Raw genomic sequence first — 25,648 nt, forward strand, 5'->3', positions numbered from 1 at the left:
AATCAGATAAGATATGGCAGCAAGTAACAGAAAAAAGGCTGAAATGTATATCCTTTTCAGCTGCAACGCATGGCACGAATACAGTTCATTCGAACCAAAGGCAGTTTTCTCTTCCATAGAAAAGGCAGCAGACTTCCTGCAAAAGAACAGAAGAAAACTGAAACTGGAGGAAGATGACGTCGAATGTTTCAGACAGCACAGTCAGACTCAGGGCAGGAATACCAATTACCTGGTACAGTCCTGTCCCTACAATCCAGTCCGTGCAAGAGACTTGGAATGACAAAGAATCCATTCATAAACAATCATATAAAAATATACGACTATGACAAATGATGAAAACACTTACATCGGAATGTCCCTGCCGGAAGGAATACGGTACATCACCATTTTTGAAAAAGGGGATTTTGAAAACTGCGGAAGAATACTCAGGACATTCTACCGTACGGAAGACAGGGTGAGAAAATTGCTCGCTTTGGGAAACCTGCTCCATCTGGGAGGCAGTCTCTCATCAAATGAAAACAAGACAAGCTGCTGGCCTTTGAATAATGGGAATCCCATTCACGAAGCAAAGGAAATATCAGGCAAGGAAAAGTTCTTCCTGCTCGGTGACTGGACTTACCTGTATGAAAATGGCAGATGGTTTCTGGGCTATGAAGGAAAAATCTATGAAATCAGCAATCCTGAATTTTCTGTCTTTGTTCCCGACAAGGATCATACACCTTCCCCTCTGGACAAAGGACTTTCCTTTGCCGTAATCGGCGAAACGGGAAAACTGGAATTCACTCCGGAAATTGTCAACGGATGGGATATCTGGAAAAGCCTTCCCAAAAGAGTCAGTGAAAAAGGGAAAACGGTATATGTATTCCGCAAAACACAACTTATAAAAGTCATCAAACCTAAAAAACTGGAATCATGAAAGAAATCAATATGACAAAGGCTATATCATGTATGCCGGACAAATTCATTACAATGGAAATGGTTGAACTGGCCGCGACCGAACACCGTCCGGAACTGGTCAACTATCTGCCGGAGAAATATATTACTTCTGAAATACTTGACAGTATATTCAAAACAGATGATTACGGATGGCGTTCCTGGCAGCTTTCGAAGATACCTGAAGAAAAACGTAACCGCCAGATTTGTCTAAGGGCAATAAAGGCCGAAAAGAGTAATTTTCCTGACATACCGGAAAAATACAGGAACAGTGACATACTTGAATCGCTGTTCGCACACAGGAATTTCATGCACTACCTGCATCTGATACCTTCATCCTCATGGAACAACGGAACAGTCCGTGATGCAATATACTCCCTTTACCGTGACGTACAGCAAAACGGAGGTTACCGGTACTGTTCAGAGAGGTATGAACAGCAGTTCTTATATGAAACAAGCGTCATGCTTTCTTTCGTTCCGCGACAAGCCAAGGATTTCAGACTTTGGAAAGAACTGATCCATGACGGACGTATCGCAACCATGACTATCGACAAAATGATGCCTAAATGTTTCAAACAGGCAGCATACTACAAGGAATGGGCCATACGCTGTATCAAGGAAGTGGATACACGCTGGCTTGACTATGACACCGTATGGGAGGCCATCTGTCACAAGACAGGCAACCTGCATGGCATTTTCGATTCATACGGACATTACGAGTGGTTCTCCAAACATGCGGATAATGCCATGGCTGACAAAGCAATGGAGCTGGAACCTAACCTGTTTAACAAACTTCCCGGACGGTTCCGGACACCGGAAAGACTTATTCATACACTTGAAGTAAAGAGAGAAATCAACAGTTACAACTTCATTCTTGAGCCGAACCTGATGACGAAAGAGGTCTGTATGGCACTGGCCAGAAGGGATTCGTTATATCCGGATATTCCATCGGAACGCTGGAACAGGGAACTTGTGGAATATTTCACCGAACACGGAAACAGCATGTACTGGCTTCCTCAACTGCCGAAAAAACTACAGACCAGAAAACTTGCAGAGAAGGTTCTCAAGGAGAAGCCGCAATACTTCCATTATTTGCGGATGGAATTCATCACACCTGAAATGTCCAGACTGTTATGTCAAAAAGACCAGGAAAATATCCGATATTTCAAGGAACGGGTCATGGAGTTCCAGAAATATACAGGACTTCCAGCCGAATTCTATGGATGTGAAACGGATTTCGAGCATATCAGGGACCGTGATGACAGCCGCCGATACTGCCGTATAGGACTCGCTTACATTGCCCTGCAAAAATGTAAACGCGGATGGCATGAAAGTGAATACTATCTCATTATGACACGCCATCCCAACCGATATATGCCTGCCGAAACAGTGTTCAGAAAACAGATTACCACATTCCACCGGACATGGCTGGAAAAGACAATATGTGACAACGACCCGCAATTCCGGATTCCGAAGATTCAAAAGGATTTGAAAGATGTACAAGCCATGCGGTATTATGAGGTGGAACATATCCGTACTATACTGGGTTGCGAAATATTCCGCAACTCTTTCATGGGGCAGACAGTGGAATACTGTATCCGCAAGGACGGACTGACCTACCATGACAGGAACATGGAAAGGCTCGCCTCCGGCCTGCAATACAAGATCCGTCAATTGAAGGAACAGGCTGTACTCCCCAAAGGAACTGATGATTCGATGGAAATCAATGCAGAAACGGTACATCGCAATATGGGGTATTGTCTGACCGGAATAGAAGCCTTTGCGGAAGACTACGGACTGGACATAGCCCGGACCTATACCCTGAAAGAGCTGAAGGACGTTATCCATGAACAGGGATACAAGCCTTCACTGGAGAAATACAAAAAAGAAGTCCAACATCTAAATCTTATCTGAATATGAATATTCTCCAAAAAAGAATTGAAAACCTGTGCGATGAAATCATCGGCAGGATACTTGCACTGATGAAGGTAAACTCGGTTTCCGAAGTAATACTGACAGACAATGACAATCCGGTTTACGTAATCTGGTTTGACAAGATAGGTGATCCGTGCGAATGTTCCGTACACAAGGTAACTGCTGTCGGAAAAGGAATCACACTTGAAGTCCATGATAAGATAACCGGAGAAAATTATAAGGTAACAAGCCGCCATGAGGCGGCTCTGGCCAATCCGGTATGGCTTAACGATATTCTGGAAGCCATAACAAACATCTTTCAGATAAAATATACAGGACTGGAAGAAAATGTTATATGTTGCAAATGTGGAGGAAATCATGTAATATGCAATGCCTTCATTAATCCGAATACAAAACAGTTCTATAATTATGATGATGAGTCATTCTTATATGGATGGTGTGAGAAGTGTGACAATTATACCATTCTCTGCGACATAGAAGCCGTAAAAAATGATATTGAAAACGGTTTCAAGAGATTTGTCGAAAGATACGGGAGAAAACCTGAACTTGCAGAGTGCGAGATTATATGGAAAGACAGTCTTAATACTGAATACGTAAACATCGCAATTACTGATATACCTGAAGAATATGATAATACTATATTTTTCTACTGTAAAAGCCTCTCTGATTTGAAATCACTGGCTGACTACGGAAAAGAGGATTTCATAGTAACGGGTTGCATCAACTTCACAAACCTGGGTAATAAAGCATAAAATCTTTTTTATCTTTCAAAGTTGCCTGATATGTAAACTTTATATATATTTGCAGCATGAAACAGGAAAGGACCATATCAGCCTACAAGAATTATTTTATGGACTTTATCTCATCTCTCAGAAAAGAGGAAGCCCGTAAGATATACTACATTCTTGATATGCTGAAAGTACAGGAAAGGGTAAGCAGCAAGTTCGTAAAGTATCTGCGCGAAGAACTCTATGAAATCCGTGCTGAATATGGAGGCAACATCTTCCGGGTATTCTTCATATTTGATGACGGGAACATCGTAATCCTGTTCAACGGATTTCAGAAAAAGACACAGAAGACACCGCCTTCTGAAATAGAAAAGGCATTAAAGATAAAGGAGGAGTATTATGAAAGCAAGAAATGAAAACCTGACCAGCATCGATGCTATCATGGATGCGGAATTCGGCAAGCCGGGAACACCTGAACGTGAGGAGTTCCGTAAGGAGGCATACGCCTACTGCATGGGACAGATTATATGCGATGCCAGAAAGAAGGAAAAGATGACCCAGTCCGAACTGGCTGAAAAAATCGGGACCAACAAGTCCTATATCTCCAGAATAGAAAAAGGTATTGTAGATCCGGGTATCAGTACGTTCTGCCGTATCATTGATGCACTCGGATTGAAGATTGAAATTGTCAAACCGGTATTATAATGGAAAATTATCAGGAAAAAGCCAGAGAAAACTTTTACCGCAACCGTCCATACGGCATTCACATTGATTATGCCCGAAAAGGATTTGTACTGTTCAATCACTATACAAATAGTCTCGGCAAACAGGAAACCGGTTCTATTGAAGGCCTTCCCCTTGAAAAGTTCGAGGATGTGGACGCGATACCATTGAACGGGAAAATTATAAAAAATGGTAACCGGACAACAGACATCTATTTCTATACGGACGATTCAAATCCTTACAAAAACAAGAAGCTGGATATGGATGCTCTGAAACAGTATAACCGGTTCATTTATCCCCTGTCACTTTTTTTAGACAGGATATTATAACAAGACAGCCGTGAATCATGATAAATTCACGGCTGTCTTGTTTCTATGGCACAAACAGTAATCTGTATTCTTCTTTTCTTCTCCTTTCTATTGACGGAATTTTCTTTCCCTTATAGTGACAATATCGTATGAAGTCCACATAAATGTTCCGGTTACCGGCTTCCAGTTTCCTTATCAACGTGCTTTTGGGCATCCTGCCATAACCGAGCAACTTATATGGTCCCACTTGGTATGCCAGACACACAACCAAAAGTGAATCCTTTCCCAGGTGACGGAACAATGCACACATTTCCTTCAGGTCTTTTCTCAAAATACTGTCTCCCTCACTTTCTGTCAGCCTGGCGGGAAACTTTTCCCCTTTTCTGATACGGTGACCGTATGCGACATAAGGATGATGTTCCGGACCATGCCATCCTTCATATTTCTTGATACACCTGACAGCCGTTTCCCAACGTGAGTTTTCCACATTCCCCTGTGCACACAAAGAAGTTACCGTCATGGCCAGTACCACCAATGGCAGTACTGACCTTAGAAGTCTTACGGTTATTATAAGGCACCTCCTTCCTGAGCTGACAATGAATCTTCCACAGTACCTGTTTCTTCATCACCTGCATCGTTGAAGTCAAATTCCATTTCCGTCATGTTTCCCCAGTTGTCCTCGACAACGACAATGAAGTTCTGCGCCTCGTCACATAGTGAAGTATAATACAGCCTGAACTTCCGGTTCTCCAGCAGATAACGGTCATTCGGCTTGAATTCAAGACCGTTGTCCAGTTTCAGGGAACCTTCCCCGTCGTACTGGAAATAACGGATCGTATAGACCGTACCGTCAAAATCGCCCTCACTTTTGAGCTCACATCGTATTTCCGCCGTATCATTCCTGTTCAGTTCCTTTGGAACCGGCATTGTTTCCACGGTAAACGGATAACTCTGCTGGATTTCCAGCTCGGATTCGCACGAGGTCAGTACAAGACTGACCAGACCGATACAGAACATGGCAATCTTGCCTGCCAGCCCAAATCCTTTTCTCATATTCTTTTCTGTCTTCATTTGTTTTCCCTTGTTTTTGTCAGATATTCATTCAAGTCCTTTAATCCATCATACAGACCGGAACAGTCCATAACCTTATTCCCGAAATGTATGTTCAAAGTCTCCAGTGCAGTAATCCCGGCCCGATCACGGTCAAGAAAGCACAGGATTTTACCGTAACCCTCCAGAACGGCATACGACCGTTCCAGATTGGATACAGAGTTCAGCACCAGGCAGTCCTCGTCCTTCACAATCCGCAATACCAATGCCGAAAGGAAATCCACAAATCCTTCAAACACGCAGCACGTATCCTGTTTCTTTCCGGACAGGGACACACAGGAAATGTCCTTGGGAGAGATGCATCCCTTGAACATCGGGTTACGGAGTTCATAGCCGCCGCTCCGGTTCATGAAGCCTATGGCAAAATACCGTTTGCCCCGTATTCCGTATGCCACTTCCTTGCAGAATCTCCCGGCTATGGCCGGATCAATGCCTCTCTCTTTCAGGTAACCTTTCAATGCCTCATGACTCAGTTCCGTCACTTTCACGTCCTCGAATCCGGAAACGCGGGGTATCTTCTTACGTTCCTGTAAAGGCCGGAGGGGAAGGATGCCGGATTTCCCTGAAAGGAACTCCAGCTGTTCCATGAAACCGGTACTTCCGGTCAGTTCTCCGGCAAGATGGAAGATGTCACCTCCCTTTCCGAGGCGTAGGCTCGGTACAGGACGCCTTACTGCCTTTCGGCAGTAGGTTTTCCCGTACCTGCCCCCAAACCGTACTTGCATGTCTCCACGCATACGGCTCTCCGTTGATAACATGACTTTATTTGGCATGGTTGTGTATTTGGGCATAGCACTTTTCACAGACAACCAATGTTTTCCTATGCTTTTCAAGCATCAGCCTGTCGCATTCAGTCTTTCCTTTAAGCTGGTTTAGCTTTCTGACATGACGCATGACTACAGGCCCGACTTTTCTACATAATTCACATGTTCTCGCCTCCAATCGCTCAGTCAGCGTCGGTTGTGGAATTGCGATTGTATAGGATAAGTCGTTTACTTCCGCATAGTACATTGGTGGTTTACGTTTGAATCCCTCATTATAGAATTTTCTGTGCCGTAAGTTACCTTTTGCATCATGATATGGCACTATAATGTCATTTCCAACCTTGTATTTGTCAATGATTTTGCTTACAGTGCTGTTGGTCTTTGCTGCAATGGTATGGTACATACTGTACTCCATGATGTATCCAAACTTTGAGAGTGCATAAGCCACGTTATTAGCAATGCGGTAATAGTTATAGAACCCTCTGATTTCAGAGTTATATGCCGCCACTATGTCCTCGATTTTCTTCTTCATGAGATTGCCTCTGAACTTTGCAAACCAAACTTGTCGGCCATTTTCTACCTTGTATCTGATGGCACTGTATTCTTCCAGTTTGTTCCGCACCGTTTCTATGGCGACCTTTAAGACTATCTTACCGTTGTAATAGCGGGCTGGCACATTGTTCTTGTTTCGCTTGACTGCATCAGATTTACGGACAGAAACATCGAAGCCAAGAAATTTCGCTGGCTTTTGTGCGTTTGTTATCAATGTCTTTTCCTGCGACAGTTCCAACTTGAGGTTTTCTTCCATATACTTGGTAATGTCCGACTTGATTTTAACGCAGTCAGCCTTGCTTCCGATAACACCTATGAGGAAATCATCTGCGTATCTTACATATCTAAGCCTTCTGTATGTTTCATCCATACTGTCTCTGCTCTCAATCTTTTGCCTTTCACGTCTCAGTTTCTCATACTCATCCATAAGCTGTAGTCTGGCATCTGCATCCTGTATGTTCTTGATGCTTTTAAGGATGCCTTGCATTTTACCGCTGAACTGCTTGTATTCTTTGGTGATGTGTCTTTCTTTTCCCTTGTTGAAGCGTAGGGCGTATTCTTCCATATACTTGTCAAAATTGTCAAGATAAATGTTGGCCAGTATAGGACTGATGTTGCCGCCTTGTGGGGTTCCCTTGTTTGTATTATGAAACCTCCAGTCTTCAATATATCCCGCATTCAACAACTTGCGGATGAGCCTTAGAAATCTATCATCGGCAATCCGTTTCCGCAAAGTTGCAATCAATACATTGTGGTCTATGTTGTCAAAGAATCCTTTAATGTCTCCTTCCACAAACCATTTTGTACCTGTGAATGTCTTTTGGATATGGGTCAGTGCGGTATGGCAGCTTCTGTTTGGCCTGAATCCATGTGAGGTGTTTGCAAACACCTCTTCATAGATGGCTTCAAGAATCATGCACACCACCTCCTGTACAAGTTTGTCCTCAAAGGAAGGAATCCCAAGCGGTCTTTTCTTACCGTTCTTCTTGGGTATGTATATCCTTTTTGCCGGATTAGGCTTGTAAGACTCATCCCTCAAAGATGCAATGACCTTGTTTATTCTTTGAAGGCTCATCTGGTTAATGGTTTTCCCATCCGTACCGGGTGTCATGTTGCCGGGTTTGGCGTAAATACGCTGGTAGGCAACATGAAACATCTCCTCATTGAATAAGATACGGTACAGCCTTTCGAACTTGTAATCCGAAACTTTACCATGCTTTTTTAAAGCTTTTAATACTTGCTCTGGACTTCTCATAATGTCTCGCACATTTTCCATTGTTTGTATTAAGTTATCTAACTGCTCCCCTTCGCCATGTACAAGGCTTTCCCTTGCTCGGACTACTACGGAAGCTCCGTTCCCATGTCAGATATTCAGAGCCTTATGCCCATAGCCTTACGGCATTCTGATTTAGGGAATCCCCATTTGCTTTCACAATAACTGTTTGGCTCGGCAGACTGTCGGATGCGACTTACGTTCCTATTCCGCTTATTGCGGTTGCTCTGAAGCCAGTTCTTGCCCCGCTGCAATTTCGGTTTACATGGGGTGCTTCAGCCCGACGTGAATCAAATACCTTTCGTCGGGGCTGGCACGTGTGCCGCAGAACTATCGTTCAACCAATCAGGCTTCATCCTTGTGTCTGCCTTTTCCTCTTGCCATGCAGTCGCAGCTTGGTATTTAGCTGACTAATGGCTTTACCGACATGCTACTGTCACCTTTGGATTTCTCCTCCAGCTAAGTCGTTGAGGATAGGTCTGTTGAACTCTAACCTAATCTCTTGCCATAGAGATATTTATTGTGTAGCCTATATGGGCGCATCAAAATCAAACCAGACATTCCGCTGCGTATCCACCTTGAAGGATGCGGTTCTCTCATTTCTGAAAGGGGATCTGAACCAGACATCATTTCCTTTACGGGATACAGGCATATGCCCCAGATTTTCAAGAAAACCGACAATGGAAATCTGTCTAATCTGTTCCAGTTCCATAACCCGCTAATTTATCATAAAACGGATGCCGATTCCATATTGGGTATGGCAATGTCCGAGACTTCCGCCCCACAGGAAACGCTCACGCAAGGAAGCCGTCAATGCCACACGGTCGGCAAGGTACAGTTCCATCTCCAGCGTCAGGGCACAGCCGTACACAAAGGCATCGCCGTTTTTCAGAGTGGCCCCGTCATAGAGTTTTTTATCGGACCAGTTTACCGTCTCATATCCGGCCAAAGCCGATCCTCCCAGATTGAGGAAGAACACTTTTCCTGCATCGGAAAGGAAATTCAGGTAATATCCGCCTTCTGCCGTAAACTGCGCCGAAGGGATGGTCACATGACGGTAACCGTGCTTCATGTGCAGGTATTCCGCTCCATATACCCATTTGTTCCCGCTTTTGGCATAGCTTGAAAGTGTCATTCCCATATAGTATCCGTTATCGGAAGCCATACCTCCACGCATTTCCACACCCTGCATCCTTGGCAGAATCCGCTGGGCGTCTGCCTGCCCTACGGAAAGGACAAGCAGCAATGCCAGCATATACAATACTTTCGTTCTCATCGTACCTTCAGTTCATTGATGGTTTCAGCACGCACCAGGTCTTCGTTGACCACCTCAAAACTCTGGTGACGGCCGCCCTGTTTCTCATACATCTCCACAACCAGTTTCTTGTCGTCCGGTATCGTAAACTTGGGAAGGGCGAATACCGTGCATTCCGAATCCCTGCCGTTTACACGTGTCACATAATTATAGGCACGCAGCGGATAAATCACCTGCTCCTGCATGGCCGTACGCTTCATCACCTTTTTGTCCACCACCTTGAACGTAATGAAATCCACGTCAAAGGGCACATTCGAGGAGTTCTTTACCTGGGTATGGAAATAAAGCAGGTCATTATGGGTGTATACCCCTTTGAGCAGATACTGGATACCGAAACGCTTACAGCCGATATGACGGATACGGCGCTTGTCATTCTCATACACGGATTTCATGATAAGACGTACCAGACGGGGTGACTCGTTATCCAGCTCGGTCAGATAGATTTCCATGGCATTGTTGGGACGGTTCACCGATTCTCCGTCATGGATGAAATCACACATCTCCACATTCAGCAGTAACGGCTCATCGGCATACTTCACGTTGAAGGTATAGAAGTTCCCGTCTTCGGTTATTACAGACATATTGGTCTCCTCCCTGAAATTGCGTGTCGTGGCCTTTACTCGGATTACATTCTCGGCACCGTCGGCCTTGCCGGCTATCAGGTTTGTAGAACCAAGATCCACATACTTGACCGGAGCCGGGAAAATGACATGTACAGTCTTGTCATACGTTATTTCCAGTCCGTGCGGCGGAATCATCTGGCTGAAACCGATCTTGCGGGTCAGCCCCTCATAATAATCACCGCTACTCTGCTGCGCCCAAGCAGCCGATACGCCCAGTAAAAGGGCAAACATCATCAGAATCTTCTTCATGTGCTTTTGTTTAATGGTTGTCTTTTCTTTCATAGTTTTCCTGTATTTCATTTCTCCGGTGAATGGAGCAGTACCCGGTGTCCGGCCTTCAAAGTTATCTTTACCGTACGCATCCGTTTGGATATGTACTGGGAAACACCCTGTATTACACCTTTTCCCAGATCGGAGGCAATCTGCGCTCCGGCATCGGTGGAAATGTTGATGCTGCTGTTCATCGAGGTTCCCATATTGGCGGCAATCTCTCTGGCAGCGTCATATTCCAGTGAACCCGGCACCAGGATTCCCTGCTGTCCGTCCAGATCATAGACTTCCAGCTCCACCGGCAGGATAGTTCCCTTGTATTCCACGGCATTGACCATGATTTCCAGCCGTTCACCCCGTATGCGTGTGCCACCTACCAGTACGGTCCCTTTCGGTATGAAACGTCCGGCAACAGACATGGGCTCGGTAAGCCGCAGGCGCAAGGCCTGTCCGTCGGATACGGTCTGCGTACCGTGTACACAGGCAGCAATGGTATTGCCTTCCGTTACTGTCTTCCGGCCGACAGCCGTATTGAAACCGGCATTGCGTTCTCCCGAAAAGGCGGATATGAACTCTTCGTCGCTCATAGGTCTGGAAAGCGAGGATACCACCTCATTGTGAACCTGTTTCACCGGTATGGCTTTTTTGTCCTCCGCTTTTCTGACAGGAGAAGGAGTCTCAACTGCCTGACGGTTATTGTATTTGGCGGCCAGTTCGTAGGATTTTTCCATCAGGGCCATCTTTTCCTCCATGCCTGACAGTGGCTCCTGTTTCTGCTGCTGTTGCTGCATACGCTCCAGTTCCTCAATCCTTTCCAGAAGCCTTTCCTTTTCCGGATCGGTCCGCGGTTCATAGATGCTTCCCAGCGTACGGTTCATCTCACGGTAGGCTCCGGCCGAGGAACTGACCGGTCCGGCATTGCCTTTTTCTGTTTCCGTTTCCGTGTTTGTTTGCCTCTCCGGTGGAATGTTATCGGGAAGACGGACACTGTCTTTCCGTTCCTCTTTGGCAAACATGGACTCCGCAGCTTCAAAGAATGTCTTCCTTTTCCTGCTTTCCTGTTCCATCAGAGCCTTTTCATAGGCATCCTTCTTGTTTCCTTCCAGGCGGATGTCCTCGGGAGAAGGGATTTCCGTATTGAATCCCTGTCCTTTATCCTGCCGCTCCCGTTCCTGCCCGGAAGGTGAGAATATCAGATAGAAACTTCCCAGACACAGCAGGAACATCAGAGGATACACAACAAATCTGGCGCGTTTGCGTTTCTGTTCCTCACTCAGCGGCTTCCTGTCCTTTGAGGACCGGAGCCTGAACGGTTTCATCAGCCGTTCCATTACTTTCTTGACTTTTTCTTTCTCCATTTCTTACAATAGATTGAATGAACTCCATACGGAGTGAATCCTTTTCCATAAATTCCATTCCGGACTCCTGGTTCTTACTGCCTATAAACGGTCTGCATGCCGTATAGACACATGCGGCGGCAAACGGGACAAACAGTATCCAGAGAACGGCCTTGCGCTGTTTAACGGTAAGTCTGTGGCAGAACCTCCTGAGTTGAAGGTCCGCCTGTCTCGTCAGGTTCCTTTTCATCGCTCTACGCTCCTTATGTCCTTGTTTTCCAGTATGGTCAGATGTTCGATGATAAAGCCGTTGGGGTTGTCATCGGAACGGGACGTATTCTGAAGCTGGCAGTCAGTCACCAGCGAACGTTCCGTCACATTACTCTCACGGATAATCATCTGGCGGGCATACGTCCTGGCCCTGTAGGGGTAGCCGGAAAAGTCGCAGACCACGCTGTCCACCCGTACCACCTGGTTGATGTTGCCGGAAATGAGACGGTTGTAATATCCTTTCTCGGCAAAATCCACATAGTAATGATAGGCGCTTTTGTCCGCCAGCTGCAAGGCACGGTTGATATTGTGCTCAATGGCATCCTTCTGTGGCGACAGCCCGAAAAAGAGCTCATGGAACCTTCTTACATGCTCCCTGGCTTCAGCCGGACGGTTCTGTGAAAGATCCTGCGAAAGGGCAAGCATCAGTGACTTGCCGCCATCGAGTACATAAATTTTCTCACGCTGTTTCTCCGCAAAGCGGTATGAGTTCCACAGGGCAAAGACGGTCACAAGCGTGCAGCATCCGACAAAGACCGCAAGCATCAGGCGTATCCGTCTGAAACTGCTTTCAATATTGGTCAGTGATTTGAATTCCATCTGTTTTCATGATTTTTATGTTCCTGTTCTGTTTATTTTCCACGCAGACGCCCTCCGATATTTCCCAGTCCGGAACCTGCTACACCGGCTGCAAATCCTCCGGCCTTGGTCGCGGTACGGTTGATGTTGCGGTTATAGTTTCCGCCACCGCCTGCCTGCACAATCCATCCGGCCACGGTCGGCACGGTAAAATATCCGATGAGACCTATCAGCATGAAGATCACATATACCGAATTGGAGTTGTCCAGCGAATAGTTCGGATTGTTCTGGAGCTCCAGGATGTCGCTCTGCAGCATAAGTACCTGAATCTTGGCCAGCATACAGCTGAAAAGGTCACTCACGGGAAGCCACAGATAGACGGAAATGTAACGTGTGAACCACTGGCTGAGCGTGGACTGGAAACCGTCCCACACACTGAAGGCAAAGGCAATGGGACCAAGGATGGACAATACAACCAGAAAAAAGGTCCTTACCGTATCTATAAGCAGGGATGCCGCGGCAAAAAGCAGTTCCAGCAGACTGCGGAAGGCGTCACGGATATTCTTTTCCAGATTGTACATGCCCACTTCCATATACATGCCCATGCGGGTTGCCATGGCATCGGGCGACCATCCGAGCTCGTCCAGCTGACGGTCAAACTCCTCATCGCTGACCAGATAGGCCGTTTCCGGATTGCGGAGCATGGCTTCACGTTCCAGCCTGTCCTTCTGCTCACGGTACTGCTGCATATCCATCGTCTGCCCCTCAAGCATCTTGTGGGTTCCCTGCACAATCGGACTCAGCACCGTATTCATCGTTCCGAGTACCAGAGTCGGGAAAAGCATGATGCAGATGCCTATCGCAAACGGGCGCAGAAGCGGATACACGTCTATCGGTTCGGCACGGGCAAGCGACTGCCAGACACGGACGGCCACATAGAACAGGGCACCGAGTCCGGCAAGTCCCTTGGCTACATCCAGCATATCCTCACAAAGGGGCATCATTTCATTGTAAAGGCTCTCCAGAATGGTATGGAGATTCGAGAAATCCACGGATAACAATACCATAGGCTACCAGTATTTGGAGGTGTCATTGCCATAGAGCTTCAGGACACGGTCAAGGTCATTCTTCTTGCGGGCACGCAGAAAACTCACGGCTATATTCCTGTTCGTATAGTAATTCACGAGATTGCGGTAACGGCGCATACTGGCATAACAGTCATCCACCACGTCCATACGGTCCTTGTCGGTCATGGAAAGGGTGCTGACGTTGATTACCTGCCTGAGATCCTGCAACACCCCGTTGCTCTCTTCCAGAAGTTTGGTATAACCGAAAGCGATTGCATCCAGCTCTTCGGGAGAAAAGTTCTCGTCACCCAGCATCTTCTGGAAATTGGTCACGTAGATTTCCGACACGTCACCGACCATCAGGATAATCTCACTGACCTTACGGGCATCCTTCACCAGATTGTTGACGGACTTCAGGGCATCATAGTATTTCTTGTACTGCTGGTATATCTTCACCGTCTCCGCAAAATTCTGGGCGGTACTTGTCGCGGTTGAAGAGGTATGCACGATATTGTCCGACATGTTGATGATACTCTGGGCAAGGTTCCCCGGATCGGTCACCACCCACTGTGCCCGTATCTGTCCGGCAAGGAAAAAGGTTCCTGCACAAAGCAGCAGCAGTCTTTTTCTCATGGACGTACCTCCTTCCTTACATAGTCACCGTTCGGAGAAAAGGTCAATACGTCAGCCGCCTCATTGTAGGCGATGTCTATGCGGTAGCCGGTATTGATGAACAGGTTACCGTTTTCTTCCACCAGCAGATAGGTTTCCGGCTTCAGCTTCCGTGTCTTTCCGCTGCGGGCGAAGACCGTCACCTTGCAGGCGTCCCCTTCCTTATATATAAGGACATCGGGCTTGCCTTCCACACTGCTCCATGAACCGCACAGGCGGTCACAGTCCTTGAACCTGCTTTCACTACAGCTCTGCAGCAGCAGTGATGCCGCCCCGATCAGGCAGGCGGCCAGTCTGTACAACTGTCTGTTTTTCATGTCTTGTCTTTTTTAATGATGTTGTTCTTGTTTTACTGAATCTCTCAAAGTCCCATCTTGCGTCTTTTTGGCTTCGGGCTGACCGGGATGTGGACTTTTCTATATGACTTGTGTTCTTTTTCCTTGGTGTTATCATCAACTGCCGTCTTACGACCTGTCAGTCTGTCAAGTCTTGCATTAAGTTCTTTACATGCCTTCCTAGCCTGTTCCTTTTTGACTGCATCAGAGGAATATCGGTCAATGCCATATCTGACAAGGAAATCCCTGAATACAAAGAGATTGTCAATATTCTTGGGATCTGCAGCTATACTCTCCAGTTTTTTAAAGTCCCTGTATAATTTGTCAATATAAGGAGCAGGAGGACGGGGGCATAGTCTCTCAAAAATATTCTCAACGGTATGTTTCAGTTGTGCATCAAGCTCTACAATATCAGGAACCTCACATTCCAGCCTTTTCAACCTGTATTCAGCAGGCTCCAGCCTTTCAAGCTGATGATACAACTCATAGTCTTCAGAGAATCCGTAATATTCACGGATCTCCTTCGGTATGTCCCATCCGTTCATCAGGGACCAGTAGAGACATTCAATTATCTCATTACGCTTTCTTTCATCAGATTCAAAACTTTCATTCATAACCGTCATGCTTTACCATTTGACATTTTCCTTTCCCTTCTCATTTCCGCAATGCGTTTCACGGCCAGTTCCAGATTTCCGCCCAGTTCCTTGGCCAGCTTCTGCAATTCCAGCTTTTCCGACTCTTCCGTGGTATATACGGCATATTCCTCATCGCTGACTTCCGTGGCATACACGGCAGAATGGGTACCGCCAAGACCGATCCAGACCTCACGGTAGAAACGTCCGGGATGGTTGGCCTGGTTAATGGACAGGATCTGTCCGCGTTCCTTGTCGGTCAGTCCGAGAAGCCGCTGGATATGGTCGAACTTGTTCATGTATTTCCGCTGGTCAAGAAGAATCTTGCAGTCACTGTTGTTGATGATAGCTTCCTTCACGACAGGGGAACTGATGATGTCATCCACTTCCTGGGTGACCACCACGGCCTCCCCGAAATATTTTCTGACGGTCTTAAAGAGATACTTTATGTACTCACTCATATTGGCTGACATAAGGGCTTTCCAGCATTCCTCAATGAGTATCATCTTGCGGATGCCTTTCAAACGGCGCATCTTGGTGATGAAGGTTTCCATGATTATCAGCGTGACCACGGGCAGAAGTACCTTGTTTCCGCTGATATTGTCCAGTTCAAATACGATAAAACGTTTGTTGGTAAGATCCAGTTCCTTGTCCGAATTAAGCAGGAAATCATAATCACCGCCACGGTAGAACGGTTCCAGCACGTTCAGGAAACCGTCGATGTCAAAATCCTTCTCACGGACTTTCTTCTCCTCAATCATCCGGCGGTAGTCATCACGCACAAACTCGTAGAATCCGTTGAAATCGGGTCTGACATCCCTGTTTTCCGTTATCCTGCGGATATATGCGTTCACCGCTCCCGAAAGGGCCACTTCTTCCGAACGCCTTGGGGCTTCATCCTCACGTTTCCAGAGTGTGAGTATCAGTGTCTTGATGCTTTCACGCTTTTCAACGTCAAATTCCCCGGAATCCGTATAGAACGGATTGAAGGCGATGGGATTGTCCTCCTCATAGGTGATATAGATACCGTCCTCGCCATGTGTCCGGTCATGAATCAGGCTGCAAAGTCCCTGATAGCTGTTTCCGGTATCCACCAGCAGGATATGGGTACCCTGTTCATAATACTGGCGGACAAGGTGGTTCGTAAAGAAGGATTTACCGCTGCCGGAGGGACCGAGTATGAACTTGTTGCGGTTGGTGATGATTCCCTTGCGCATGGGCAGGTCACTGATGTCCAGATGAAGCGGTACGCCGCTCTGCCTGTCCGTCATACGGATACCAAACGGGCTGGGCGAACTGCGATAATTCGTTTCCGAAGCAAACAGGCAGACAGCCTGTTCCAGAAAGGTATAGAAACTTTCCTCAGCCGGAAAATCGCCCGCATTGCCTGGAATACCAGACCAGTACAGCACCGGAGTATCTATCGTGTTGTAATGAGGTACGCATCCCATCAGGGCAAGCTGGCTGCCGGTATCGTTCTTGATACGCCTTAACTCTTCCTCGTCTTCCGCCCAGGCCAGTACGTTACAGTGGCACCGAACCGGAACAAGCCCTTTCGTATGCGCCTCGTCCAGATACATTTCTGCCCATTCATAGTTCACGGCATTGCTGCGGCTGTATTTCGACAGGGACAGCATGTTGCGTGAAGTCTTTTCCATGCGTTGCAGGATTTCCTGCGCGTCATCGATAAACACGTACTGCGAATAGACATGGTTGCATGAAAGCAGAAGTCCTACCGGAGCCGCAAACGAAAGACGGCAGTCGCTACGGTCAGTGGACAAGCGCTCATAACGCATGTCCGTGCCCACACTGCCGGGAAGGTCTTCCGTATCGGAAAGCACATGCAGGCAAAGACGTTTGTCACCGATGCGCATACGTTCCGGATCAAGGCAGATGTCCTGTAATACGGGGTGCGTGTCCTCCATACCGAGAGTCAGGTATCGTTCAATCAGCCCGGGACATTCTTCCGTTCCGACAACCTCTTCCGTTCTAAGACGCTTCATCCTGACATGCCCCGAATCGTTCATGATACGCTCGAACTGCTCCACCGCCTCCAGAAATTTCACGACCGAATCCCAGTCCGTGATTTCCTTGGAAAGGATATAGCCACGGCACAGGGTACTGAAATCACTGCGACGTCGGGCACGTTCGCGTGTGGTCTTTGTCAGATACAGGAAGCAGCGGTGCCTGAGATACGGGCGTTCGTTGAAATGACGCTCATAGCTGCGGGACAGGAAACTTTCCGTCCCGTCTCCTTCGCTCCGGTAGTTTTCCTTGACGAACCAGTCCTGCTTGTACACGACCGAATAATTGGGAAGCACCTTCATGGCCTTCACCCAGGTACCGTGAATGGCTTCGTATTCCGTCGCCGTCACCGTGTACAGTTCAGGCAGCTCGACCTCGAAGGCTACCGTAATGTCCGCATCCTTGCTTACGATGCAGTTGTTTTCCACGGCCAGAATCGGGAATCTGTCTTCCAGATCACAGGTCTTCAATACACTTCTCATTTCTTTCTCTTCTTTTTGGTTAATGCTCTGAATATTCTGCGACGGGCTGACAGATAGCGCGGATGGCGTTTCTCGGCCAGCATCTTCATCAGCCCGTGCTCACCGTAGCGGGCATTCATGCGGAAAGTCAGCCATACGGCCAGGGAACCGGATACCGCCCCGAAAGACAGGCATACCAGCTGGCTGACACCGGCCATATACAGGACAACCACCGCAAGAAAGACCGACACAAGACCTCCGGCAAAAAAGAACAGGTACTGTGATTTCAAGCCCTTGAACTCAATCGGACGGCCTGCTCCTTTGTTGATACGGTAATCCATGGCTTACAGGAAGAAGGAACGGAGAATGGTGGCGGCCACAATCAGGAAGATGCAGGCGAAGAACCAGCTTGCCGCAGTCTTGGACGTATCCGGGTCGCCGCTGCTGAACTTGCCATACGTCTTGATACCGCCGACCAGACCGAGTACGGCTCCGATGGCATAACACAATTTGGTGGCCGGATCGAAATACGAAGTCATAAGGCTGGTAGCCTCATTGATGCCGGCAAGACCCTGTCCCTGTGCGAAGGCACCTGCCGCTGCCAGCACACACAATACTGAAAATAGGATTCTTCTCTTCATTGTCGAATCATTTTGGGGTTTGACATAAATTTTGAATTCGACTGCAAATATATAAGGCTTAAACCGCTGTGATACAACACCGTCATCAGGTGTCACCAGATGTCATCAGATAACACTAATAAATGAAAGTTTAAAATTATATTATTAAAAAAAACGTATTGGTAATTTTTTAAATGTGATTTTTCACTTATTCCTATAAACTCTGATAATAGACATGAATTCTATTCTAGATCTCCTTATAATTCCAATTAATTGATTTTGTTGATGATTATACAAGCCTCTTTTACATATTGATAATATATAAAGCTTACATGATACAATTTTTAGAACAAAATAGAAAATCCTAGTTTCTTAAGAAAGATATAAAAAGATATAATATGAAAATAAAATGTGATAATATACATTATAGCTTTGAAATATAGAATATTATTGCTATATTGCCAAAAATTGTTATTTTACTATAGTATTTATGATAATCAACAATAATAATCATCATCCTAAAAAAAGGAAGAAATATGAACAAATTGCATTGGCTGAGAGTCTTTTTAACAAGACTAAAGGCGTTTCATTTTCTAGTTGCAAGTATACAGAGGTAAAGACAGTTATTGTAAAAAAAATAGGTAAAGTATACCTTGCTCCGAAAGAGAAAACAGTTATATTGTCTGATGAAGCAAAAGCAACTGCAAAACGATTAAGACTTTCTTTTGTAGATGTACTTGATGCTTGTAATAGATTTGAATTAGATAGCGTAAAATCATCTATGTATACATCAGTGGGACCTTGCAAAAAACGGCAGATAATAACAAAGGTAGATTATGTAAGTATTAATAGTCTCGAACAAAAGTGAAAGACATATTTAAATAAATAACATGGGCCATCACATATAAGAGATGGCTTTTTTTGTTTTAATTGTATTATGATTATTTTTTAACAAATAAGAATTCGATATGAAAAATAGCTATGGAAATAATATAAAAAAAATTGTCGAACTGAATCCACTATGTGAAAGTTTCTATCAATATTTTGTAAAAAAAAATAGTAACAGGGACTATGAATGTGTACTTCTTAGAAATTTAATTCTTCAATATATAGAAACTATTAGTTTTTATATTGAAGATATTATAAGTTTATCTTTTAGTGTTGAATATGATGAACAAGAAGAGGACTTGAAAGTCGTTTACCATTGTCCTGAGAAAAAAATAAAAATAGAGTCAAACTGTACTAAAGAAGGCTTGTTTAGATTCTTTTCAGAATTGACACACACTGTTTTAGATGATAAATTTTACACTTCTTTTTGTGAAGACGAAGTACATGAGGCTTTCAAGAAATATATAAATGATTTATGGAATTATTACCAAAATTATAATAATACTGTGTCTAGCTACAAACTGGGTTCAAAGGATACGCAATTTACAAGTTATATAAACTTACTCTTACAAGATACAGATTCAGGTTTACTTTTGATAGAACAGTTAAATTTCTTAATCTATTTGTTTAATAACATTTGCCAGTCTCTTCTTAAAGGTGAATATTTGATTTATGATGATTTTGCAAAAGAATATCTAACTAAAGCGGTAACTTATTCTTCCATAGAGACTAAACGAACAGCAATTATTAACCTTGAAGAGAATAATCTGCAAAATCAAGATTCAAATACATCTGCACAAAATGAAGCAGAGGAGATATTAGAAGAAGAAAAGGAAGAAACATCTCAAGGCGATAATAATAACCAAGAGGAAAAAGTAGAGCCTGAACCGTGTGTTGAAAAAGACGAAAAGAATGAGTTGGAATATTTTAAAGATGACCTATTATCATTCTTTAGCTCTAAATGTACTTTTTTTAATATAGACAAAAAAGATGAGAACCATCAATTCCTTAGTAAGGTTTTACTAAGTAGTTTTATAGACTTATACCGAGAGTCTAAAATAACGCCTTTTATCCATTATATGAATGTAAATAATATGTTGGCGGATTACAGTATCTTTATTGAAAAAATTAAAAAGTATACAGAAATAAAGCAACGACAGCATTTATTTAATATAGAAAAATATGAACAGACCGACTATGAGAATAATGTCTCTTTGTGTGTTAATACACTTCCTTTGGCTAACACAGTAACTGCCTTAGGTAAAATTATGCAATACATTTTTCACTTGATATTGGACATGTGTCTTATAGATCATAATTATATATCAACAGATAAAAACTTAATAGTATTATTGCGTTTGCATTGCATTTTACAATTAAATTCTCAACAATCGCCTAATAATTATAGTTTTTTCATGGTATTAGACTCTTTAAAGAAGAGAACTTTAATTAATAAAAAAAACATTGAAGAACTAGAAAATACAATCAAGCTTGTAGGCATCAAGAATGATCTTCTTCTTCTGAAAATGAGGAAAAGATCAGGATATTCGTTAAAAGATATAGTGTACCATGCCATTATACCAGAACAAGTGGAGAACATTCATGAAAAACCATATTATCTATTTTTACCTCCATCCCAATTTTTGCCTGATATAAAACAGAACATTATTTATGAACGCTATATAGCACTTTTAGAGAAGAATTGTGAAAACATAGAAAAGCATTTAAAAGGTTATGAACAAATATTTACAGAGATCATTTGTAAAAATGAATTAGACTATGAAATAAAATACAAGCAACTGACTCAAGCATTAGAAAAACCTTTATATGCTATTCTTGGTTCTTGTAATGAAAAAATTTTTGCATACAACAATGTGATTTATTTTAACTTTAAAAACCATTTTATAAAATATGGTAGATACATAAAAAAGTTAAAGATAGAAATCAAAGAGAAGAGAAATGATGATTATCTTAAAGAAATTACTGAATTCATTGAAGCAAATAAGGAATCTGAAATGATTTCGTGTGCATTTATTTTAAAACATTTAGAGTGGTTGGACAAAGTTATGAAAGATGATATACTTTGTTCGGGAAAAGAGTCCCATGAGCTAATTATAGGTTTTGACTATATTAGATTAGCAGAGATTTTACTAAATTCCCTACAAATGCTTATTAAGAAACTTGAATCGGATTCTTACTGTATGAACTATAGTTCTTTTTTTCAGGATTGCTTCTTTCAGAAAAATGGTGAAAAAGTGGAGAGAATGATAATTAAAGATCCTACCCAATTAGGTTTTGATCCTGAGAATAACGACTCTAAAAATATATTTTTTCTTTCTTCAATCTGGCAACCTCCAGTAAGTTTAAATATTTTAAAAATAAAATATGAGCATTACACAGAAAGAGTCAAATTGAACGCTACTTTTTTCTACCAAATTTATATAACCACAATGGAAGAAACGCAAAATCATAATATTAAGAATAACGTTGACGACATTAAAAATAGAATTGAAGCGAATGAAAAGTCAATTATCGAAAGAATGCATGAATTGCTGACAGAAAATAAAAAAGATACGGTACAGATTTTAGGTGTATTTGCAGCATTTCTTGCTATAGCAACAGTCGGTTTAGGTAATCTTTCCGGTGATAAAAATAATCCAATCAATATACAAGATAGAGTAATAAGTATTTGTGCATGTTTTGGCTATTTTATTCTGCTTCTACAACTTCTTACAACTAGAAAGATTAGAGAAAACTTAACGATATACATATTGTTAATTATAATTATCTTTTTCCTAACCATTATCTTCATTTCTGGATTAAATTAAGCAGTAAATATAAATTTGTGAAGAACACTGTAAATTTGAAAAGTAAGCATTCGTAAAGTAACCATTCTATTCTCCGCCTTGACATAAGTTGTTAGCCGACATATCTTTGCGCCATAACCCAATAACATCAATGATTATGGCAAAAGAGAAAGTAAACTACCAGGAGGTATATGACCTCTATCAGTTATGCAGCGAGACCAAGGATCTTCGTGGGTTCTGTTCGGATTATGGAGTGAATTACGACAAGTTCATGAACTGGCAGCGACACCAGCTGTGGAGTGAGAAGTTAGGCAAGACGGTTCATGTTGAGCAACCTAAGGTTGCCAAAGTCCAGATAAGCGGCAAACCTTGCAATAGTCCAACCGTTAAGATGTAAGTGAAACAACCGGAAGGAGAATCACCGATAAGGTGGGTGAAGTTACAACTGGCATCAGGTGCTACACTGTTTCTGCGAAATACCACCGTTCTTGATTTGAGTCTGTTGCTTAATAAAGTGCTGGGATTGATATGCTTGGACTGAGTGCTAACCTGAACTATTACCTGTTCAACGGCAATGTTGATTTACGGAAAGGTATTTTCCGATTATGCGAGAGTATAAGGGAAGAGATGTCACTCGATCCGAGTGATGCATCCAATGTATATATGTTTATGTCCAGGAACCGAAAGGTCGTGAAGATACTTCATTATGAACGCGGCTTTTATGTGCTTTACGAGAAACGTCCTGTTGCATATTCCGGTGGATACCCGTTCAGCATTTCCGGTGATATCCGTTCAGTCCCCAGTTAGTATTCAGTGTTGTTGGCAAAGTTAATACTTCTTTCTTAGGCTCTCTCCTTTAGAGAGCGTCAGAGGACGTATCGCATTTTCGGCCAGATTATTGTCTATCTTTATATTGCCGTCTTTGAGACAGTCCTGCAATAATTTTGTTTTCCCTTATTTAATTGAAAAATAGGCAATTGCTATGCCCAATATAATGGCAGCTATAATACTTCCCAGTACTATAAAAAGATAATTAGGATAATAAAATTCAAGGTCAATATAGGGTATATATCTTTTCTTTATATACTTATTCCACAACCAAATGATGAATTTTCCTATTCGTTTTAATGTGATGACATTAGCCATTCTGTTTCCTTTATTTAATTGAAAAATAAGTAACTGCTATGACTAAAAAAATGGCAACAACAAGACATCCCAGTGCTATAAAGAGATAGTTGGGATAATGAAACTCAAGGTCCATATAAGGTATATGTTTTCGTTTTACATATTTACTCCATAGCCAAATAATATATTTGCCTAAACATTTCAGTCCTACGATATCAATCATTATTTTCGTTTTTTGAATATTCATTCCATATACTGATTCCATAGTTCATATCGTTCCAAAATTCTTGACTTTCGATATGCATTATGTAATGTTCTCTTGCCTGCTTAAATTTTTTGCTTGCTTCTTTTTGCCAACCTTTGCCTGAAGGTTTGTACATCTTATATTGTTTGGTTTTTAGAAATGGATTATATCCATTTATCAACCCTTTTTCAACTTTGCCACAAAAGCCAATGGCTTTAACCCCTTCAAAAAGAGGAAGCGGTATTATATCCAAAAAAGCCTCAAACCGTTCTTCCGGTAATTGACTTGCTCCGGCAAAAGTACGTCCTGTAAAAAAGACAACAGGAGAATTAATCTTGCTATAAAGTATGTTGGCAACTATCTTACCTATGCCGTCAAGAAAAGTGTCGGATGGTGAATCCAACCAAAATTCAAGCGAAGTTAAAGCTCCAGCTTCTTTAATTTCTCCATTATCTACCGTGTGGGGTATATCTATAATCCTTCTTTCCGTTATGTCAATTATTAATAATCTTTGTCCTATGGATATAGAATACTCACTTGACAGGTCATTCCATCTTTTTAAGTCTTCAACGGTAACGTCAAACATTTCTGCAATATATGCTAAAGTATCTCCTTCAGAAACGATATATCCTGCACATCCGTTTTTGTCAAACAGCCCTCTAAGGCTTTTTTTAATCATTTCCTTTGAGGTATCAATGCATTGGATTTGAACAATGTCAGGTATGAATGTCTGGTATGGCAGTATATTGTCATTCATATCTATGACTGTTCCATCTTTATCCTCGTAATAATCCTGATATTGTACAAAAGCATACCCTTCTCCTATGACAAATCCAGTATATGGGATTCCCTTTGTTCTATAATCCAGAAAATCTTCTCTGCTTATAAAAACATTATTATATTGACTCATAGATGGATATAATTAGAATTATGGTGTATTATTTCAAACGAATCTAATAAATTATTCGCAAATATCAAATAATTTTAGGTATTTTCTATGCTATTATATCGTTAAAATAACCATAAAATCATATGTACTGCCGCCAGTTTTCCAAAGACTCATTCTCTTCCCTATGTCTAAGCGGTTTCGGATTACCGTCCTCATCAAGATACCTGTCTATCAGTTCCTCTACAATCGCGGAATTCTCCATATTGGAAAGGAACACATCAATCAGGCTGGTCTGCCTGATGGAGAACAGGACACGAGCTGCCTGCATGGCCTTCTCATGGTCGGCTTCATCCTGATGTGTCAGATATTCGCCGAGTACTTCCATGTCCCTGCTGGACAGAACAGGTGATACGGATTCCACTTCGGGAGACTCCGCATCAAGGTCTTCCTGGACTTCCTGCAGGAGTTTCATCTTTTCCAGCTGAAGGTTGCATTCCACATCTTCCTGCTGCACATCCTCCTCCTCACCGATAAAATTCCTTTCAAGTGGCTGGCTCATGAAGGGAGCGGCAGTCTTTCCGGCATTCTCGTCCAGATAGACATAACGGGTACTTCCCATCACTTCTGTATCTGAAACCGCAGATTCCGTTACGACAGTTTCTTTCTTTTCCTTCTTCACGCAAGGTTTCCCATAAAGCAGGGTACAAACAGTTTCGATACGCCTTCTCCAGCCATACACGCTGTACAGCAAATAGCCTATACAGACAATCCGTACACAGAAGTATATCAGTTCTTCCATAAAGAATCCTTATAGAGAAAACATTCAAGTTCATTCTTCAGCAATTCTCCGTGGCGTTTCAAGTGTTCCTCCACGATATTGCTCACATAGACTGAAACACTCATGCCGGGAGCCATAAACGGAATAAGGCGGCTTGCCTTGTTATACAAACCGCAACGGATACGAATCTGACGCCCTTTCCCGACTGGAGTATCGTTCAGATACACACGGCTATATTCGGGAAAGCAGTTCGCTATTCCTATTTTCTCATTCAACTCTCTGACCTGTCTTTTCAGTGAACAAATCTTATTGGACAGTACATAAACGCAACATAACAGCAGACCGCAAACCAATACGGCAACAGTCAATACAATCCACATCATTT

General features: G+C 43.3%; 28 protein-coding genes and 3 pseudogenes. 11 read left to right on the top strand and 20 right to left on the bottom strand.

Annotated features, from left to right (window positions below; genetic code table 11):
• Window positions 1-13: 13 nt before the first annotated feature.
• Genes NQ564_RS00300 through NQ564_RS00330 form a run of 7 tightly spaced genes read left to right on the top strand, consistent with a single transcriptional unit; the run spans window position 14 to window position 4,648 of the window.
• On the top strand, window positions 14-280 hold the full coding sequence (locus tag NQ564_RS00300) for a hypothetical protein (protein ID WP_004326296.1): 267 nt from the start codon (window positions 14-16) through the stop codon (window positions 278-280).
• A 42-nt stretch (window positions 281-322) separates the two neighbouring features.
• On the top strand, window positions 323-916 hold the full coding sequence (locus NQ564_RS00305; protein WP_008152274.1) for a hypothetical protein: 594 nt from the start codon (window positions 323-325) through the stop codon (window positions 914-916).
• A complete protein-coding gene (locus tag NQ564_RS00310) occupies window positions 913-2,847 on the top strand; it encodes a hypothetical protein (protein WP_008152273.1) in 1,935 nt (644 codons plus the stop codon). The genes NQ564_RS00305 and NQ564_RS00310 overlap by 4 nt, the downstream gene beginning before the upstream one ends.
• A 2-nt stretch (window positions 2,848-2,849) precedes the next feature.
• On the top strand, window positions 2,850-3,620 hold the full coding sequence (locus NQ564_RS00315; protein WP_008152271.1) for a hypothetical protein: 771 nt from the start codon (window positions 2,850-2,852) through the stop codon (window positions 3,618-3,620).
• A 56-nt stretch (window positions 3,621-3,676) separates the two neighbouring features.
• The gene (locus NQ564_RS00320; RefSeq protein ID WP_007560861.1) at window positions 3,677-4,012 is read left to right on the top strand and encodes a type II toxin-antitoxin system RelE/ParE family toxin; all 336 of its coding nucleotides are present in this window, start codon (window positions 3,677-3,679) and stop codon (window positions 4,010-4,012) included.
• Window positions 3,996-4,301 (top strand): helix-turn-helix domain-containing protein, encoded by a 306-nt coding sequence (locus NQ564_RS00325; RefSeq protein WP_004326306.1) that lies wholly within the window; start codon window positions 3,996-3,998, stop codon window positions 4,299-4,301. Before NQ564_RS00320 ends, NQ564_RS00325 begins: the two co-directional genes overlap by 17 nt.
• Window positions 4,301-4,648, top strand: a complete 348-nt coding sequence (locus NQ564_RS00330) for a hypothetical protein (protein ID WP_008152268.1) — start codon at window positions 4,301-4,303, stop codon at window positions 4,646-4,648. Before NQ564_RS00325 ends, NQ564_RS00330 begins: the two co-directional genes overlap by 1 nt.
• A gap of 43 nt (window positions 4,649-4,691) precedes the next feature.
• Here NQ564_RS00330 and NQ564_RS00335 read toward each other — a convergent pair whose 3' ends face one another.
• From NQ564_RS00335 to NQ564_RS00410, 16 genes are all read right to left on the bottom strand, one after another.
• Entirely contained in the window at window positions 4,692-5,147 is a 456-nt protein-coding gene (locus NQ564_RS00335) for a glycoside hydrolase family protein (RefSeq protein WP_008152266.1), read from the bottom strand.
• A 47-nt stretch (window positions 5,148-5,194) separates the two neighbouring features.
• On the bottom strand, window positions 5,195-5,698 hold the full coding sequence (locus NQ564_RS00340; protein WP_008152264.1) for a DUF3872 domain-containing protein: 504 nt from the start codon (window positions 5,696-5,698) through the stop codon (window positions 5,195-5,197).
• On the bottom strand, window positions 5,695-6,495 hold the full coding sequence (locus tag NQ564_RS00345; RefSeq protein WP_157632094.1) for a toprim domain-containing protein: 801 nt from the start codon (window positions 6,493-6,495) through the stop codon (window positions 5,695-5,697). Before NQ564_RS00345 ends, NQ564_RS00340 begins: the two co-directional genes overlap by 4 nt.
• Window positions 6,496-6,499: 4 nt before the next feature.
• On the bottom strand, window positions 6,500-8,308 hold the full coding sequence (locus NQ564_RS00350) for a reverse transcriptase domain-containing protein (RefSeq protein ID WP_039848421.1): 1,809 nt from the start codon (window positions 8,306-8,308) through the stop codon (window positions 6,500-6,502).
• Between the two features lie 547 nt (window positions 8,309-8,855).
• Window positions 8,856-9,038, bottom strand: coding sequence for a hypothetical protein (locus tag NQ564_RS00355; protein WP_008152260.1), 183 nt, complete (start codon window positions 9,036-9,038; stop codon window positions 8,856-8,858).
• Between the two features lie 6 nt (window positions 9,039-9,044).
• A complete protein-coding gene (locus NQ564_RS00360) occupies window positions 9,045-9,602 on the bottom strand; it encodes a conjugal transfer protein TraO (protein WP_008152259.1) in 558 nt (185 codons plus the stop codon).
• Complete coding sequence (traN, locus tag NQ564_RS00365) at window positions 9,599-10,513, bottom strand: conjugative transposon protein TraN (RefSeq protein ID WP_039848420.1); 915 nt, start codon at window positions 10,511-10,513, stop codon at window positions 9,599-9,601. The genes NQ564_RS00360 and traN overlap by 4 nt, the downstream gene beginning before the upstream one ends.
• 47 nt (window positions 10,514-10,560) lie before the next feature.
• Window positions 10,561-11,892: a conjugative transposon protein TraM gene (gene traM, locus NQ564_RS00370; protein WP_081450241.1), complete on the bottom strand. Its 1,332-nt coding sequence runs from the start codon at window positions 11,890-11,892 to the stop codon at window positions 10,561-10,563.
• A 225-nt stretch (window positions 11,893-12,117) separates the two neighbouring features.
• On the bottom strand, window positions 12,118-12,741 hold the full coding sequence (gene traK / locus NQ564_RS00375) for a conjugative transposon protein TraK (protein ID WP_004326315.1): 624 nt from the start codon (window positions 12,739-12,741) through the stop codon (window positions 12,118-12,120).
• Window positions 12,742-12,773: 32 nt separating this feature from the next.
• Window positions 12,774-13,787 (bottom strand): conjugative transposon protein TraJ, encoded by a 1,014-nt coding sequence (traJ, locus tag NQ564_RS00380; RefSeq protein WP_008152253.1) that lies wholly within the window; start codon window positions 13,785-13,787, stop codon window positions 12,774-12,776.
• A 3-nt stretch (window positions 13,788-13,790) separates the two neighbouring features.
• Window positions 13,791-14,420: a DUF4141 domain-containing protein gene (locus NQ564_RS00385; protein WP_008152252.1), complete on the bottom strand. Its 630-nt coding sequence runs from the start codon at window positions 14,418-14,420 to the stop codon at window positions 13,791-13,793.
• Window positions 14,417-14,776 (bottom strand): DUF3876 domain-containing protein, encoded by a 360-nt coding sequence (locus NQ564_RS00390; protein WP_008152250.1) that lies wholly within the window; start codon window positions 14,774-14,776, stop codon window positions 14,417-14,419. Before NQ564_RS00390 ends, NQ564_RS00385 begins: the two co-directional genes overlap by 4 nt.
• Window positions 14,777-14,820: 44 nt before the next feature.
• Window positions 14,821-15,408: a hypothetical protein gene (locus NQ564_RS00395; protein ID WP_039848419.1), complete on the bottom strand. Its 588-nt coding sequence runs from the start codon at window positions 15,406-15,408 to the stop codon at window positions 14,821-14,823.
• Window positions 15,409-15,413: 5 nt separating this feature from the next.
• Window positions 15,414-17,933, bottom strand: a complete 2,520-nt coding sequence (locus NQ564_RS00400) for a TraG family conjugative transposon ATPase (protein WP_008152246.1) — start codon at window positions 17,931-17,933, stop codon at window positions 15,414-15,416.
• The gene (locus NQ564_RS00405) at window positions 17,930-18,253 is read right to left on the bottom strand and encodes a DUF4133 domain-containing protein (RefSeq protein WP_004326321.1); all 324 of its coding nucleotides are present in this window, start codon (window positions 18,251-18,253) and stop codon (window positions 17,930-17,932) included. Before NQ564_RS00405 ends, NQ564_RS00400 begins: the two co-directional genes overlap by 4 nt.
• A 3-nt stretch (window positions 18,254-18,256) precedes the next feature.
• Complete coding sequence (locus NQ564_RS00410; protein ID WP_007843736.1) at window positions 18,257-18,553, bottom strand: DUF4134 domain-containing protein; 297 nt, start codon at window positions 18,551-18,553, stop codon at window positions 18,257-18,259.
• A gap of 469 nt (window positions 18,554-19,022) precedes the next feature.
• Here NQ564_RS00410 and NQ564_RS00415 point away from each other — a divergent pair, with 469 nt between their 5' ends.
• The 4 genes and pseudogenes from NQ564_RS00415 to tnpB form a co-directional block, all read left to right on the top strand.
• Window positions 19,023-19,400, top strand: coding sequence for a hypothetical protein (locus NQ564_RS00415; RefSeq protein ID WP_008152243.1), 378 nt, complete (start codon window positions 19,023-19,025; stop codon window positions 19,398-19,400).
• Window positions 19,401-19,500: 100 nt separating this feature from the next.
• Window positions 19,501-22,248: a hypothetical protein gene (locus tag NQ564_RS00420; protein ID WP_008152241.1), complete on the top strand. Its 2,748-nt coding sequence runs from the start codon at window positions 19,501-19,503 to the stop codon at window positions 22,246-22,248.
• Window positions 22,249-22,384: 136 nt separating this feature from the next.
• Window positions 22,385-22,768: pseudogene (locus tag NQ564_RS19290) on the top strand (hypothetical protein).
• Window positions 22,756-22,974, top strand: a pseudogene (gene tnpB / locus NQ564_RS00430) (IS66 family insertion sequence element accessory protein TnpB); the annotation flags it as partial. The pseudogenes NQ564_RS19290 and tnpB, both read left to right, overlap by 13 nt.
• A gap of 108 nt (window positions 22,975-23,082) precedes the next feature.
• Here tnpB and NQ564_RS00435 read toward each other — a convergent pair.
• The 4 genes and pseudogenes from NQ564_RS00435 to NQ564_RS00450 form a co-directional block, all read right to left on the bottom strand.
• A pseudogene (locus tag NQ564_RS00435) lies at window positions 23,083-23,166 on the bottom strand (IS66 family transposase); the annotation flags it as partial.
• Window positions 23,167-23,567: 401 nt separating this feature from the next.
• Complete coding sequence (locus tag NQ564_RS00440) at window positions 23,568-24,506, bottom strand: LysM peptidoglycan-binding domain-containing protein (protein ID WP_008152230.1); 939 nt, start codon at window positions 24,504-24,506, stop codon at window positions 23,568-23,570.
• 118 nt (window positions 24,507-24,624) lie between these two features.
• Window positions 24,625-25,284, bottom strand: a complete 660-nt coding sequence (locus NQ564_RS00445) for a DUF4122 family protein (protein WP_008152229.1) — start codon at window positions 25,282-25,284, stop codon at window positions 24,625-24,627.
• Entirely contained in the window at window positions 25,272-25,646 is a 375-nt protein-coding gene (locus tag NQ564_RS00450; protein ID WP_008152227.1) for a DUF3408 domain-containing protein, read from the bottom strand. The genes NQ564_RS00445 and NQ564_RS00450 overlap by 13 nt, the downstream gene beginning before the upstream one ends.
• Between the last annotated feature and the right edge of the window lie 2 nt (window positions 25,647-25,648).

The organism is Parabacteroides johnsonii DSM 18315, from assembly GCF_025151045.1.
In the GTDB taxonomy this organism is placed as follows: Bacteria; Bacteroidota; Bacteroidia; order Bacteroidales; family Tannerellaceae; genus Parabacteroides; species Parabacteroides johnsonii.

What these genes read in the sequence shown, in the direction of transcription:
- NQ564_RS00300 (WP_004326296.1), top strand. Translation starts at nt 14, where the DNA reads ATGGCAGCAAGTAACAGAAAAAAGGCTGAAATGTATATCCTTTTCAGC.
- NQ564_RS00305 (WP_008152274.1), top strand. Translation starts at nt 323, where the DNA reads ATGACAAATGATGAAAACACTTACATCGGAATGTCCCTGCCGGAAGGA.
- NQ564_RS00310 (WP_008152273.1), top strand. Translation starts at nt 913, where the DNA reads ATGAAAGAAATCAATATGACAAAGGCTATATCATGTATGCCGGACAAA.
- NQ564_RS00315 (WP_008152271.1), top strand. Translation starts at nt 2,850, where the DNA reads ATGAATATTCTCCAAAAAAGAATTGAAAACCTGTGCGATGAAATCATC.
- NQ564_RS00320 (WP_007560861.1), top strand. Translation starts at nt 3,677, where the DNA reads ATGAAACAGGAAAGGACCATATCAGCCTACAAGAATTATTTTATGGAC.
- NQ564_RS00325 (WP_004326306.1), top strand. Translation starts at nt 3,996, where the DNA reads ATGAAAGCAAGAAATGAAAACCTGACCAGCATCGATGCTATCATGGAT.
- NQ564_RS00330 (WP_008152268.1), top strand. Translation starts at nt 4,301, where the DNA reads ATGGAAAATTATCAGGAAAAAGCCAGAGAAAACTTTTACCGCAACCGT.
- NQ564_RS00335 (WP_008152266.1), bottom strand. Translation starts at nt 5,147, where the DNA reads ATGACGGTAACTTCTTTGTGTGCACAGGGGAATGTGGAAAACTCACGT.
- NQ564_RS00340 (WP_008152264.1), bottom strand. Translation starts at nt 5,698, where the DNA reads ATGAAGACAGAAAAGAATATGAGAAAAGGATTTGGGCTGGCAGGCAAG.
- NQ564_RS00345 (WP_157632094.1), bottom strand. Translation starts at nt 6,495, where the DNA reads ATGTTATCAACGGAGAGCCGTATGCGTGGAGACATGCAAGTACGGTTT.
- NQ564_RS00350 (WP_039848421.1), bottom strand. Translation starts at nt 8,308, where the DNA reads ATGAGAAGTCCAGAGCAAGTATTAAAAGCTTTAAAAAAGCATGGTAAA.
- NQ564_RS00355 (WP_008152260.1), bottom strand. Translation starts at nt 9,038, where the DNA reads ATGGAACTGGAACAGATTAGACAGATTTCCATTGTCGGTTTTCTTGAA.
- NQ564_RS00360 (WP_008152259.1), bottom strand. Translation starts at nt 9,602, where the DNA reads ATGAGAACGAAAGTATTGTATATGCTGGCATTGCTGCTTGTCCTTTCC.
- traN (WP_039848420.1), bottom strand. Translation starts at nt 10,513, where the DNA reads ATGAAGAAGATTCTGATGATGTTTGCCCTTTTACTGGGCGTATCGGCT.
- traM (WP_081450241.1), bottom strand. Translation starts at nt 11,892, where the DNA reads ATGGAGAAAGAAAAAGTCAAGAAAGTAATGGAACGGCTGATGAAACCG.
- traK (WP_004326315.1), bottom strand. Translation starts at nt 12,741, where the DNA reads ATGGAATTCAAATCACTGACCAATATTGAAAGCAGTTTCAGACGGATA.
- traJ (WP_008152253.1), bottom strand. Translation starts at nt 13,787, where the DNA reads ATGGTATTGTTATCCGTGGATTTCTCGAATCTCCATACCATTCTGGAG.
- NQ564_RS00385 (WP_008152252.1), bottom strand. Translation starts at nt 14,420, where the DNA reads ATGAGAAAAAGACTGCTGCTGCTTTGTGCAGGAACCTTTTTCCTTGCC.
- NQ564_RS00390 (WP_008152250.1), bottom strand. Translation starts at nt 14,776, where the DNA reads ATGAAAAACAGACAGTTGTACAGACTGGCCGCCTGCCTGATCGGGGCG.
- NQ564_RS00395 (WP_039848419.1), bottom strand. Translation starts at nt 15,408, where the DNA reads ATGAATGAAAGTTTTGAATCTGATGAAAGAAAGCGTAATGAGATAATT.
- NQ564_RS00400 (WP_008152246.1), bottom strand. Translation starts at nt 17,933, where the DNA reads ATGAGAAGTGTATTGAAGACCTGTGATCTGGAAGACAGATTCCCGATT.
- NQ564_RS00405 (WP_004326321.1), bottom strand. Translation starts at nt 18,253, where the DNA reads ATGGATTACCGTATCAACAAAGGAGCAGGCCGTCCGATTGAGTTCAAG.
- NQ564_RS00410 (WP_007843736.1), bottom strand. Translation starts at nt 18,553, where the DNA reads ATGAAGAGAAGAATCCTATTTTCAGTATTGTGTGTGCTGGCAGCGGCA.
- NQ564_RS00415 (WP_008152243.1), top strand. Translation starts at nt 19,023, where the DNA reads ATGATAATCAACAATAATAATCATCATCCTAAAAAAAGGAAGAAATAT.
- NQ564_RS00420 (WP_008152241.1), top strand. Translation starts at nt 19,501, where the DNA reads ATGAAAAATAGCTATGGAAATAATATAAAAAAAATTGTCGAACTGAAT.
- NQ564_RS00440 (WP_008152230.1), bottom strand. Translation starts at nt 24,506, where the DNA reads ATGAGTCAATATAATAATGTTTTTATAAGCAGAGAAGATTTTCTGGAT.
- NQ564_RS00445 (WP_008152229.1), bottom strand. Translation starts at nt 25,284, where the DNA reads ATGGAAGAACTGATATACTTCTGTGTACGGATTGTCTGTATAGGCTAT.
- NQ564_RS00450 (WP_008152227.1), bottom strand. Translation starts at nt 25,646, where the DNA reads ATGATGTGGATTGTATTGACTGTTGCCGTATTGGTTTGCGGTCTGCTG.